This window comes from Aquibacillus koreensis (assembly GCF_025154055.1).
In the GTDB taxonomy this organism is placed as follows: Bacteria; Bacillota; Bacilli; order Bacillales; family Amphibacillaceae; genus Aquibacillus_C; species Aquibacillus_C koreensis.
Map to the genome: position 1 here is coordinate 94,278 of NZ_JAOALK010000012.1, position 12,522 is coordinate 106,799.

At 35.2% G+C, this 12,522-nt stretch carries 10 protein-coding genes and 1 pseudogene; 4 read left to right on the forward strand and 7 right to left on the reverse strand.

Annotation, left to right across the window (positions count from 1 at the left end; translation table 11 throughout):
* The first annotated feature begins 423 nt into the window (after positions 1-423).
* The 3 genes and pseudogenes from NYQ66_RS03065 to NYQ66_RS03075 all read left to right on the forward strand — a co-directional run.
* The gene (locus NYQ66_RS03065) at positions 424-825 is read left to right on the forward strand and encodes an Rrf2 family transcriptional regulator (RefSeq protein ID WP_259866709.1); all 402 of its coding nucleotides are present in this window, start codon (positions 424-426) and stop codon (positions 823-825) included.
* 21 nt (positions 826-846) lie between these two features.
* The gene (locus tag NYQ66_RS03070; protein WP_259866711.1) at positions 847-1,767 is read left to right on the forward strand and encodes an NAD(P)/FAD-dependent oxidoreductase; all 921 of its coding nucleotides are present in this window, start codon (positions 847-849) and stop codon (positions 1,765-1,767) included.
* Positions 1,768-1,830: 63 nt separating this feature from the next.
* Positions 1,831-2,334: pseudogene (locus tag NYQ66_RS03075) on the forward strand (class I SAM-dependent methyltransferase); the annotation flags it as partial.
* Between the two features lie 819 nt (positions 2,335-3,153).
* Here the strand turns inward: NYQ66_RS03075 and NYQ66_RS03080 are convergent.
* Both NYQ66_RS03080 and NYQ66_RS03085 read right to left on the reverse strand, forming a co-directional pair.
* The gene (locus tag NYQ66_RS03080) at positions 3,154-3,984 is read right to left on the reverse strand and encodes a nuclease-related domain-containing protein (protein ID WP_259866713.1); all 831 of its coding nucleotides are present in this window, start codon (positions 3,982-3,984) and stop codon (positions 3,154-3,156) included.
* Positions 3,985-4,002: 18 nt separating this feature from the next.
* Entirely contained in the window at positions 4,003-5,910 is a 1,908-nt protein-coding gene (locus NYQ66_RS03085; RefSeq protein WP_259866715.1) for a 3'-5' exonuclease, read from the reverse strand.
* Positions 5,911-6,141: 231 nt separating this feature from the next.
* On the opposite strand from NYQ66_RS03085, the gene NYQ66_RS03090 reads away from it, so the two are divergent.
* Positions 6,142-7,170 (forward strand): DUF3231 family protein, encoded by a 1,029-nt coding sequence (locus NYQ66_RS03090; RefSeq protein ID WP_259866717.1) that lies wholly within the window; start codon positions 6,142-6,144, stop codon positions 7,168-7,170.
* Positions 7,171-7,279: 109 nt separating this feature from the next.
* On the opposite strand, the gene NYQ66_RS03095 is transcribed toward NYQ66_RS03090, so the two are convergent.
* The 5 genes from NYQ66_RS03095 to NYQ66_RS03115 form a co-directional block, all read right to left on the reverse strand.
* Complete coding sequence (locus tag NYQ66_RS03095; RefSeq protein ID WP_259866718.1) at positions 7,280-7,429, reverse strand: hypothetical protein; 150 nt, start codon at positions 7,427-7,429, stop codon at positions 7,280-7,282.
* 506 nt (positions 7,430-7,935) lie between these two features.
* On the reverse strand, positions 7,936-9,234 hold the full coding sequence (locus tag NYQ66_RS03100; RefSeq protein ID WP_259866720.1) for an MFS transporter: 1,299 nt from the start codon (positions 9,232-9,234) through the stop codon (positions 7,936-7,938).
* Positions 9,235-9,312: 78 nt separating this feature from the next.
* A complete protein-coding gene (locus NYQ66_RS03105; protein ID WP_259866722.1) occupies positions 9,313-9,939 on the reverse strand; it encodes an ArsR/SmtB family transcription factor in 627 nt (208 codons plus the stop codon).
* Between the two features lie 1,371 nt (positions 9,940-11,310).
* Positions 11,311-11,820, reverse strand: a complete 510-nt coding sequence (locus NYQ66_RS03110) for a site-2 protease family protein (RefSeq protein ID WP_259866724.1) — start codon at positions 11,818-11,820, stop codon at positions 11,311-11,313.
* 149 nt (positions 11,821-11,969) lie between these two features.
* Positions 11,970-12,518 carry a hypothetical protein gene (locus NYQ66_RS03115; RefSeq protein ID WP_259866726.1) on the reverse strand — a complete coding sequence of 183 codons (549 nt, stop codon included), beginning with the start codon at positions 12,516-12,518 and terminating at the stop codon, positions 11,970-11,972.
* Between the last annotated feature and the right edge of the window lie 4 nt (positions 12,519-12,522).

Genomic DNA, 12,522 nt, shown 5'->3' on the forward strand with positions numbered 1-12,522 from the left:
TCGTGGAATTTCAAATTTGACAATCACGAGAAGTCACAGGCTTTTTTTATTTTAAAGGTCTGGTCTAAATCTTACATGCGCTAATGGATTACGATCACTGAAATGTACCACCTCTAACATATTTCTCACCACCGAGTGCCAAAGGTTGTACCAGTAAATGATAGGTGCTTTACGGAATAATTTTGTGCAGTTCTTGCTATGCCTACGATAGATTTACCCTAGTATTACGTAGTAGACCAAAACTGCGCGACAAGGATCTTCCGTGTTTGATGACTATAGTAAAAATGAACGGAAAGCAACAAGCAGTTTAGTCGAAGTTTAAAAACAACGATATTGACTTCCTTCCAGTCTAGTGATAGACTCATTTACATTACAGACATTAAGAGTCCTTAATATCTTTTTTAAAACATCAGGAGGTTATATATGAGATATTCAAACGCAACAAACTACGCTTTGCATACGATGGTCCATTTAATGCTGCAACCAGGGGACAGCTCGATGGGAGTGCAGGAGTTAGCCGAAATGCAACAGCTCTCCCCGACTTACCTTTCTAAGATATTAACCAAACTTGCGAAAGCAGGTTTGATCGAGTCGACGCCTGGTGCGAAGGGCGGCTATAAAATCTCAAGAAAAAAACATGAAATATCCTTTTTAGATGTTATTCATGCGACGGAAGGAGATACAAGCTTATTCGACTGCTCCATTCATCATGAAGGCTGTTTGATTGAAAACGTAATGAGACAGGCAGAGGAAAATATGAAAGCAGAACTTAAATCAAAACTTTTGATCCATATTGCTAACGAGGCAGTATCTAAGCAGAAATAAAAAATAGAAGGAGTGAACAAGATGATATTAGATTGCGCTGTGATTGGCGGAGGACCAGCTGGACTAAATGCAACATTAGTTCTTGGAAGATCTAGACGAAAAACTATCCTGTTCGATGACAACAAACCGAGAAATGCTGTTGTTTCAGCATCTCACGGGTTTATCACAAGGGACGGTACTGATCCTCAGGAATTCAAGAGGATGGCACATGCAGAAATAAGCAAGTACCCAGACGTGAGGATCGAAAAGCAACGGGTGCATCGTATAAATAAAGAAAACAACTTGTTCCAGGTGGAGACAGAAAATGGAGAAGTATATAGCGCGAAAAAAATCATTCTCGCAACTGGCTTTAAGGAAGTCCTTCCAGATATCCCGCGGGTAAAAGAGTTCTATGGCAAGAGCCTGTTTAGCTGTCCTTTCTGTGACGGATGGGAATTAAGAGATCGGCCACTTGCAGTGATTACAAATGATCCAAGGGGACTTCATATGGCGAAAATGGTATCCAATTGGACCAACGATTTGATTATTTTTACCAATGGCAATAAGTTATTTTCGCTGGAAGAACAAGCATTGCTCCAAAGCTACGGAATTCGTATAAATGAAAAGAAGATCGCCACTTTCATTGGAGAAGACGGCATGCTGCATAACATCCAACTGGAAGATGGTACGACAGTGCTTCGTGAAGGAGGGTTTATCACTGCGGAATGGAAACAGGCTGCTTCTTTTGGTTCTACACTTCAATATACATTAAACGAGCATGGTGGAATTGAAACTGACAGCTGGCAACGCACGAATACGGAAGGGGTATTTGCTTGCGGAGATACACGAATGGCCGGACCCTCCCAATTAATTATTGCAGCAGCAGAGGGCTCTATGGCTGCCATGTCTGTGAATGCAGCATTGATAGAAGAGAAATTCAACCAGGATAAACAGCACGCTTAAAACCCGAATGGCAAGAACAGTAAAGGAAAAGTATCTTACTTAGAAAGTCCTGAACGAAGAAAAGACTTCTCTCCGGAACAGCTACTAAATATGATTCCTTTAAAGGAATCAGACAGCATCTTAGATTTTGGCGCTGGAACCGGTTATTTCTCTATCCCTGTGGCAAAGAGGACCAAAGGCAAAGTATTCGCGCTAGATATCGATGCTGCCATGTTGGAAATAATAAAAGAGAAAGCCTTGAAGGAACAGCTTACGAATATTGTCCCTTTACAGGAAAGTATCGAGGAACTTTATTTACCTGATGGCACTATCGATATGATCATTGCTTCTCTGGTACTGCATGAAATTCGGCCGTTGGGACCTCTGTTACAGCAAATGAGAAATGTATTGAAAAAAGAAGGGTATCTAATCTGTCTGGAACTCGTACCAAAAGGAAGTTCAGATAAAGGACCTAGAATTACTTTGCAAGGAATGGAGCTAGAAATGGCAAAAGCAGGATTCCAGGTAACGGAGAAATTTTTCCCAGCGGAATCTTTATATATGCTCGTTGCACAGAATACGAATTAAAGGATTAAATTTCGGCTTAATTAAAGATATTAAGTATCTCTAAAGTATGTAATTTAAATTGAGCTGAAGATGTGCTTTATGCTTATGAAAGCAATACTAACAAAATAAAGCAAGTGTTTCACCTTACAACCATAATGTTCAACCATTCTACAGTCGGTTACATTGCTAATGATCAATAGCCTAATGCTTATGTAAAAAAATAAAATAATGCCTGCCTCCACTTGTGAAAATGTCGGATTCGACATTTTACGAGTGGTGACAGGCATTATGCTTTCATTTGGTACAAGCAAAAGACCCCACAAATGTGAGGTCTTTTCTAGAGTATTTTATAGTTAATGATTAACATTAACGGCTCCGTAGAGCAGAGTTTTAATATATAAATAACATATCACTTTTGAGTTTCTTTTGTCAATGATTTACTTATAAATAAATTTATAAAAGATTCTTCTACATTCTTCAATGAATCTGGGTGAAGTCTAAAATCAAATAAAGGATCACTTGTATTCTTAGGAGTGTATATCCTAATCTTACTTAGAGCACAAGTTTGATTAAGAAGTGCAATAGAACCTTTATTATAGTTCTCTATATTCTTCTCTTCCCTTTTTATTGAAGATGCAATGCTAGTTATTGATTCGTTTTTAGACTCTAATATTGTTAAAGTTTTTTTTAGCCTTAATATTCTTTGTTGAGATCTCTTTATTTCTTCTGTAAATATTGCATCACCTAGATATATTTCACTGTTATGTAAGTTGTCAATATCATCATTATCTTTTAAGGATCTTAAAGGTAATCACAAATTAATGAGCACTAAAAATAAACTCAGCAAATATTTTTCTGATGCTCAAAACAATACACCTTCCCACCAAACTTCTTACTAGACAAACAATAATTCTTCACTTTTTCCGATACAGGTTTATCGCAAACGACACATTTGCTCAATGCCTTCTCAGCTTTATTCGATTTCTCCTTAATAGCTTGATTATGTTGTTCTCTTATTTTTTCATCGGTAATATTAACACCAATAAATAAGCTATAAACCTCATTCACTTCATCTTCTGACAAAAATGGCTCTTGATTCTGCAGCTTATTCACAGATACCTTCCTATGAATAAATTCAGACAACTCAATGTCATAGACAATCAGATCATTAGAATGAATCTTTCTAAGCTCTAAATCTATCTTAAATGTGCATCGTTTTGTAAAAGAAACCATAGATATAAAGGCATCATGATGTTTCGAATCTATCAATTGCTTTAATCCTTCTACATGACCATAGTTTTGATGAAAAGGGTTCATGAACTTAAACTTACCGTTTATTAACCAAGTTTTTCGATCTTTCCCACCGTAAATAGTACCTTGATAGTTCTTTGTTTCAATTACAAAAATACCATAAGGTGAAATGACGATATGATCAATTTGAGAATAACCCGTTTTCGATTTTGAATTCTTCACCATCAAGTCATTAATATATTTATACTCCTTAGGAAGTTGCGCTAGTTGAATATCAATCTTGTGTTCTCCTATTTGACCTTTCACTGTTGCTAATTCTTCCTGACTTCTGCCAGTGGATGACTTTGATGGAGCTTTTTCTTTGGCAACAGGATTTTTTTTAGCCTGTTTCTTCTCTTTTTTCTTGAAGAAATTTAACATGATCTTCCCCTTAACAGTTTATTTGCTAAACCTACTCTGCTTCGGCTCTTCTCCCAGCAACCTCTCTTCTTTCACCTTCTCAAAATACTGCGTAAACTCCGATTCCCCGGAATAACTAATACTCAAATAATTCTGAGCTCTTGTCATCGCAATATATAATAGAGACACTTCACGTTCCACATCATCCTCTAATGCAAACGGCATGTTATCTACATTCACAATAAATACAGCTTGGAAATCTAGTCCCTTACTTGATTCAATCGTGCTAATTTTCAACTTCCCATCATTCTTCTGAAAATTGTTCTTGGAATCTCTGTTCTGTGTTAACCAATAGTAAGGGATTCCTTCATCAGCCAACTTATTTTGGATCGTTTGAATATAGTTCGTTGACTTAGAATTCTTCACGCGATACAGAATCAACATTTCATCATAAGGTACTTGTTTCTCTTTATGTAATCGATGAATGATCTTAGACACTTGACGAATTTCATGTTTGAAACTGCTCGCTTGAATAATTGCTGGATCTGGCCCTTTTCTTCTCGTACTCTTTGGTGCAATAATCTCTCCTTGAAAATCTTTTTCTACAACCTTATTTTTCAAGGCAGAGTTTTTCTGATAAAAATCCCAAGCGAACTTTACAATCTGCGCAGTGTTTCGATAATTGATCGATAGTACCTTAGATCGACCACGGAAATCTAGACCTGTATCCTGGACATAACTTCTTTTTCTCTTGTATATTTCTTGTGCTCTGTCTTCTACCAGTAATAACGACTTGGTCTCAGGATTTAACAAATTACTTACCAAAGTAAACCACTCTGCTTCAAAATCCTGTCCTTCATCAATGAGGATTGCATCATATTGCGGCAAAATCGCTTCTTTGTTTTTTAGCTTTTCTACGATAGAAGGTATGTCTTGCGGCTTGATCCGTAGCTTATTGTAAAGCCAAGCATGAAAATTAAATACTTCCACATTGTTCTTCTCTTTATTCTCATCCACAAAATCAAATAAGTCAGCTTGTTCTTCAAACATATGCTCCATCATTTGACGGATGTTTTGTGCTAGAGACACGTTATAACAAAGGATTAATATCTTCCAATCTGGATGTTGTCGCGATAACATTTTCGCCCGACTTGCAAGGATCAGTGTTTTACCACTCCCCGCAACGCCGCGAATTAATCTATTCTTATCACCTAGCTGTTTCGCTAAATTTTCTTGATGTAGATCCATTGTTTTAATATCGTGAAGCGATAGCAGGATCCGATCCTGATGTGGAGCGATCGGTTTAAACTCAGCACTAATACGTACTTCTGGGAACAAGTGATACCGGATGGCATTAATGTCGTCATAAGATAACGGTTCACGTAAACGATACGGAACCGTAAACATGTTTAAGAGTTTCTCCATTAAGTTTGCTTCAGAAAAAGCTTCCCTTTCAGGATCTATTTCATCTCTAGCAAACATCATGTTTGGCTCCATAACATTGTATAATTGGTTCTCTACAAAATCCTTCTGCTGCATGCGTGTAAAAACGACTCCATGCCCACAAGGGAACTTTAACTGTGATCTATATTTTCCTTCTAAATTGATCAGGTTAGAGTCCTTCTGCAATCTATTCATAATATGGAACATGTATTGTCTTGCTTGTAAAAGGGGGCTTTTCACAGTAGCTTGTTCTTGCGCTGTTGAGAAAATAGTCCACTCATCATTGTTAACTGTTAAGATAGAATTCTTCAAATAATCCTTCACTTCCAAGACAACGAGACCTAGATCCGGACCAATAATAACGAAATCAGGTCTTTTCCCTTGGATTTCAGGTTCATAATATACAATAAAATCATCAGGCAGATAATCTTTTAAGGTTGAAAAAAGCAAACGCTCACCAGCAGTAGCAGAGCTTCTAATTGTTTCAGGAACTGTTGTAGCCATGCAGTTCCCTCCCATCGGTTGTTTTGTTATTATTTTAACATAATTTTACATAGGTGTTCTATGTGGTGTAAGACGTACAAGAGTAAGGAAAATACATAAAACCTCTTCAAGTATTTCGCTAAAACCATTTTAAGTAAGAATTCTACATGCAAATTATCAATCCTAACATGATGAATACAAGAATAACTTATGGAGAATATAAACTATAGTTGATTGTTGGAGGTGAGGTATATGAAAGAAGAAGAGGGGAAGCAGATTAGGCTAACCTCTGCTGAATTGGGACAACTTTGGACTCAATACTTAAATGATACTGCGAGTATATGTATGCTTACCTATTTTCTAGAAAATGCTGAGGATGAAGAGGTTAAACCTGTAATCGGACATGCTTTAGAATTATCTAAAACACATATACAAAAGTTAACACATATATTCACAAAGGAAAAACATGCTATTCCTCATGGATTTCACATTGACGAGGATGTTGATTTAACTGCACCTAGATTATATTCAGATAGTTATGTTTTAAATTTCATACATAACATGGCAAAAATTGGACTTATAGCTTATTCAGGTAGCTTAGCTGTAGCTGTAAGAGCAGATATAACAGATTATTATAAGGAATGCCTTGATGAAACTATGGAATTATATAAGACATCAAAGAATCTATTATTGTCTAAGGGCCTCTATTTAAGGTCTCCATATTTCCCTAATTTAGACCATGTTGAATATGTCAAAGAACAAGGATTTGTTTGGGATATGCTAGGTGAAAAAAGACCTCTATCAGCATTAGAAGTTTCCAATCTCTATTCCAATCTACAAAGAAATGCTTTAGGAGCTGCTACCTTAATTGGATTTAGTCAGGTAGCTCAGGACAAAGATGTTAAACAATTTTTTATAAGAGGGATAGATATTGCAACGCACCATGTTAAAACTTTTGGGAAAAAGTTAGAGGAAAGCTATTTAACTGTTCCAATGACTTGGGCAACAGAAATAACAGATAGTACAACTTATACATTTTCTGATAAAATCATGATGTTTTATACATCTGCACTTATAGCATTGAGTGTAGGGTATTATGGTACAGGGCTAGCCCAAAGCCCTAGAGTTGATCTAGGTGTAATGTATAATAAGTTATCAGTAAAAATTCAACTTTATGCTGAGGATGGCGCTAATATCATGATTAAAAATAGATGGTTAGAACAGCCTCCAATGGCATCAGACAGGGACGAATTAGCAAGAAGGAATAATCAAAACATGTAACATAAAGATATGGTAATGAAAAATAAAATAGTGCTATCACCACCCGTAATTTGTCGAATTTACAAATTTTGAATGGTAACAGGCTCTAACATTTGCTTGTATGGAAAGATCATGGTTTGTCTTTCGACAGGGTCTGGCCCCGATATTTCACATAATATACAATAAAATCATCAGGCAGATAATCTTTTAAGGTTGAAAAAAGTAAACACTCACCAGCAGTAGCAGAACTTCTAATTGTTTCAGGAACTGTTGTAGCCATGCAGTTCCCTCCCATCGGTTGTTTTGTTCTTATTTTAACATAATTTTACATAGGTGTTCTATGTGGTGAAAGAAGGACAACACTTGGGTAGATATTTAACTGATTACAGTCTCATGAATGAAACCTCTCTGCCATGTTTTTTACCAGTAGTTGCTACGGATTCATCAATTAATGTCAATGGGCTTTATAATAGATTAAGGAAATATAAAAGTTGAAAAAACTAATTCTCCTTTGATGTCATCGGAGAATTAGGTTTATGGCTATTGAATAGTATGGTTGTACTGCGCACCAAAATACTCCCATTAACTGTATCCCTTCTTCACTAACGGGCTCATTACCGCTTCCCAAATGAATAACCTTTAAATAAGCGTTCCCCATAAGCTTTTAATATTTCATCAACCAAATCAATAACTTTAGACTTGGTATTTTCTCTATAATACTAATCAAACGCATCAACGCCCACTTTTACCGAAAGTCTAAACCTTATTTGTTGTAATATTCCTGATTTAATTACTAGAACTACATTTCTCAGACGGATTGCAACCCTCTCTTTCTATGATCCTAATTCCAAAAGTATCAGTATTTATTTTGTCTGCCTGCGGTAGCTGTCTTAATTTAGGATGGATTATCCAAATAATAGCAATGAATAATGCACCTACTCCTGCGAATATAAAAATGGTTTGACTTCGGACCACAGTTGCAAGGTATCCTCCCAATAATGAACCAATAGGCATTGATATAGCACTACCACTATACATTACTGAATTTACTCTTCCTAATAATCTATTAGGAATAATTGATTGACTAATTCCGGCAAATAATACATTAACTGCACCAATTGGTATCCATGCTAAACCAAACAATAAAGATGTAAATATAGGTGAAGCTACAAAGCCAGCAGATGACCATGATAAAGCTCCTAAAGTGAAACATATTATCGTCGTTCGTCCAATGTTTCTTCGCCCTAAAAATGAACCTAAGAGAGCTCCAGTTAAAGACCCTGCTGATAAAGCAGTCAATAATATTCCATACATCCTAGCTCCACCCAACTGTTCTGCAAATGTTGGTAAGATTGCCATTGTAATCCCAATTGCAAAATTAGTTAAAAGAGAACCAACTAATAATGCCCAAAATAATGAGTCGAATACGACTTTGATCCCCTCTCCCAAATCTTTAAAATACTCACTTATAGCAACAGATAGTCCTTTTTCACTTTTATTCTCAGTTTTATTTTTTGTGGATACTTTCACTAAAGCAAATAGCATTGCAGCTAGTGCAAAAGTAAATGAATCAATAATAAAAATAGTAATTGCACCAAAGACAGCGACAATTATTCCTGAGATAGCATTAAATACAAGGTCAACTCCTTGGTAAGCAAATGCAAATAAGGAATTACCTTTCATTAGATCTTCTTTTTTTAGTAATAACGGTAGTGCCTTTATTTGTGTTGGGTAGGCAAACTCTTCTATAAACGCAATAATCGGCATTACAACAAGAATCAATTCAACACTTAAAACATTTAGGAAATATGCCAATGGAATTATTAAGACTAATACAGCTTCTAAACATTGTGTTGTAATGAGTGTTCTTCTTATTTTCCACTTATCTATAAATGGACCTGTGAGAAACTGAAGTGCTTTGGGTAAGAGTATTAAAAAACCTGCAAGTCCTGTATAAAACGGATTATTTCCAATCTCATGTACAAGCCACATTGATGCTACATAATATAAACTATCTCCAATATTTGTAATAATCCTACCTAAAAATAACGCTAAAAACCGTTTGTTAGTTAGTAACCTGTTCATTATAAACCCCCTAAATCAATATTATTTAACCGGTTAATTTTTATTAACCATTTATTAAAAAAAGAGAAGAAATGTTACCTAATCTCCTCCATTTTCGTTCTCCATTTCTTCAAAAATAAGTTCATCTATTTCGAAAGCCATAGTAGAGATATAAAAATACTTCTTGTCTTCGCTTGTATTTTCTGAATTTCTGGATATACTCCTAAGTTCGCCCATTAATTTAAAATACTTTTTAATCCATTCTTTAAATTGTTTGTCAGTAACTTCAACCTGCCACATCGAACCTACAAAACCCCAATCAGATGGGTTCTCGCTCGAAACGTTTAACTGAAAGGAATTTTCAGGTGCGGAGAGAATTGTTTTCTTATTCTTCTCTGCCATTTGTAGAAGTAATTGTCTTGAACTCTCACTTACGTCTTTTACATGAGGGAGCAATTCAGTTGATGGCGAAAATCCTCTTGCAACCGATTGATAAAACTTTTGCATTACTCCACCTTTCTCTTCCTTTTTTACAAGTTTAATCAGATTGTTCTTTTCAAGTTCCTTTAAATGATAATGAATTTTTGCACGAGATAGATTCAATTTCTCTGATAGCATCTGACCAGTATGTGGCTTTTCAATTAAGCGCATCATTATTTCGGCTCTAATTGGATCACTAAGGGATTTGAGTTGACCATGTTCTGTAAGCGTCAAAATAGGTTTCAATTACTCCACCTCATAATTTTATTTAACCAGTTAATTTTTTTTAACATAGTGAAAGATTATCACATTCCTTGTTTTGAAGCAATTATAAAAAAAGTAACTTCCATATTTAGCTGAAATAAAAAAGGATATCTTGAAAATTAAGTAGTTCAGATACTGTGGAGAAAAACTAAATTAACAAGTCAAATAACATACTAAAACGTACGATGTTTAGCACTATAAATAACAGTATAAATTCTCACCTTATCTAGTTTTTCAGCCATGCGGCATATCAGTTAGCATACCTTTTCCGATGGAATGGCTTTAGCCTTCCTTCTGCCGAAGCTACCTGTGGTTCGAGCCCCATGATCTGTCAATCATGACGCAAGCAGGAGTATTGATGGGATTGTTTCAGAAAACATGGTTCCATCATTCCAATCCTCCGTTATAAAGTTGAAGTTTATCTAGTAAACTTCCTGTTTTTTCATGCTGCAAAAGCGCTTATAACAGAACTTGTCGCGCGCTCCCTTTAGTTTAATCGTCTTTATCACTATAAAACTCATGATATCTTTTTACATATTCTTTACCGTCATCTGCTATCACTCGTAATAAAATTGCAATTATTAGGGAGATGACACAAAACATAAAAAATAAAATAGTAAATATAGTTCCTCTCAAATCATTGGTATAATTGAATTTAATAATGTCAAAAAAATTACTGGTAGAAAATAAGATGATGGTAAGAACCAGAAACAAAACAAAAAAACAAGTAAAATATTGGATGCTTTTTTCACTTTTTCATAATATGGCATAGTATATACCCCTCCCTTTAACTCTATAACTTTCTTAAAGTCTTCTGCCGCTTTACTTTAAGATCATTATTCACACTTGTATTTTAACATAAAATTCCAATAATTCTTGATATGTTTCAAAAGAAAAGGATCGCCATTAAGATATGACGATCCTCTTGTTGTACTAAAATACCCGTTAACACAATAAGGCTCTTCAATGCTTACTCAAGAATAAAGACTCCAGCCACAATTGCCATCCAGAGTTTCTCTGGAAATATACTATCAAATACATTGATTTTATACCTTTTAAAATTCATTAATCTTCCTATAAATGATGATATCAATTTCCCCTGAATAACAACTTTGTGTTCAGAATCCACAACTGCAAAAGACTTGTCTGCAATTTTAAATTGAACATTAAATTCTTCATTTTTAATTCTGATATAATATTCCTTGAAAATGGTACTTTTTTTGAAAACAGTGCCACCACCCGTAAATTGTCGAATCAAGTATTTTTTTTAATAGTCACACAGGCACTATCAAAAAAGTACGTATATCAGTAGTTATTCCATGCACGACTTATTGTCATTTGGAAGTGCCTTGATTATGTTACATCCTTTTTGAACAACATTAATACTCGATATCCATCGCTCGGAGTACCTTTATATGCGCCAAAAAAAATTGGATATTTCATTGGAATAATTGTAAGTGTGAATTGTGCTAGCGAGGCAAACATTAATGCACGAATTAAAAAATCTATTACATCTGGAAGTTCATTGTACGTAATTACAAAATAACATCCTACAACTAGGAAAAACGAAAACATAGGACCTAATATCAGTATCCAGAAATTACGTGCTTTAGCATTACTCTCTTTCGATATATTAAAATTAACAACCCCCGTAAACCCACTGAAAGGTTGGACTTTTATCGTTAATCTTCCAAATCGTACGCCTGATCCCTTGAATCTAGTTCCTAGACGAATTTCTACTTTTTCTTTTGATAATATTAATGCTGGTAATGCGTGACCAAGTTCATGAATAAATGTTGATATCGGAAATACCAAAGCGAAGTACACTAAGAAAATGATTAAGAACTTTACATATTCATCCAAGATATTCCACATCCCAATTTTATTAAAATAGTGCCTGTAAGATCTGCAAAAGACATTTCAATCAAAAAGAAGTGTTTTGCGTATTATACAGTTCACAGGTGGGGACAGGTACTTCAATTAGTTCATTCCTTACCATAAATAAAAACTATCTACCTTTGTTCAGTTAAATACTCCCCCATACAAATTCTAAAATCCTTAAAAATATCCTCGGCATGATTAAATAGACTTGCTGAACCCGTTCTTTTGGTCTGGTTTCGTGTCGCCATCTTTCTCGATGCAATTCTTTCCTCACCATGTTGAAAAATTAGGTTTGGATGATCAATCAACCATAATCCGTCTGGTTTAAAGTTGCGATCTAGTGATAGTAAGTACAGATGTTGCCACCCAGGATGAATCGGTGAGATCATTCGAGTCTTTGAAAAAGCTGAGACAGTTTTTACTTGGATATCTACTTTTCCCCCATCGAGGTACCCTCTAATATCCCATCCTTTATTACTAGTACTACCATATTCTAAATTGGTGTACCCTAGCTGTTCTAAATATTTGTATATGTATACCTCACCGATTAGTCCTGTCTTTTGATCTCCATGTCTTGGGATAAAATCTAATTCTGCTTGCATTTCTTCTAAGTTTGCGTAAGCATCTGCATAGGCTGTAACGCTATCTATAAAACCCTTAAACTCATTACCTACAGTCAATTGT

Coding starts and splice junctions, on each gene's coding strand:
- NYQ66_RS03065 (WP_259866709.1), top strand. CDS start 424: ATGAGATATTCAAACGCAACAAACTACGCTTTGCATACGATGGTCCAT.
- NYQ66_RS03070 (WP_259866711.1), top strand. CDS start 847: ATGATATTAGATTGCGCTGTGATTGGCGGAGGACCAGCTGGACTAAAT.
- NYQ66_RS03080 (WP_259866713.1), bottom strand. CDS start 3,984: ATGTTAAATTTCTTCAAGAAAAAAGAGAAGAAACAGGCTAAAAAAAAT.
- NYQ66_RS03085 (WP_259866715.1), bottom strand. CDS start 5,910: ATGGCTACAACAGTTCCTGAAACAATTAGAAGCTCTGCTACTGCTGGT.
- NYQ66_RS03090 (WP_259866717.1), top strand. CDS start 6,142: ATGAAAGAAGAAGAGGGGAAGCAGATTAGGCTAACCTCTGCTGAATTG.
- NYQ66_RS03095 (WP_259866718.1), bottom strand. CDS start 7,429: ATGGCTACAACAGTTCCTGAAACAATTAGAAGTTCTGCTACTGCTGGT.
- NYQ66_RS03100 (WP_259866720.1), bottom strand. CDS start 9,234: ATGAACAGGTTACTAACTAACAAACGGTTTTTAGCGTTATTTTTAGGT.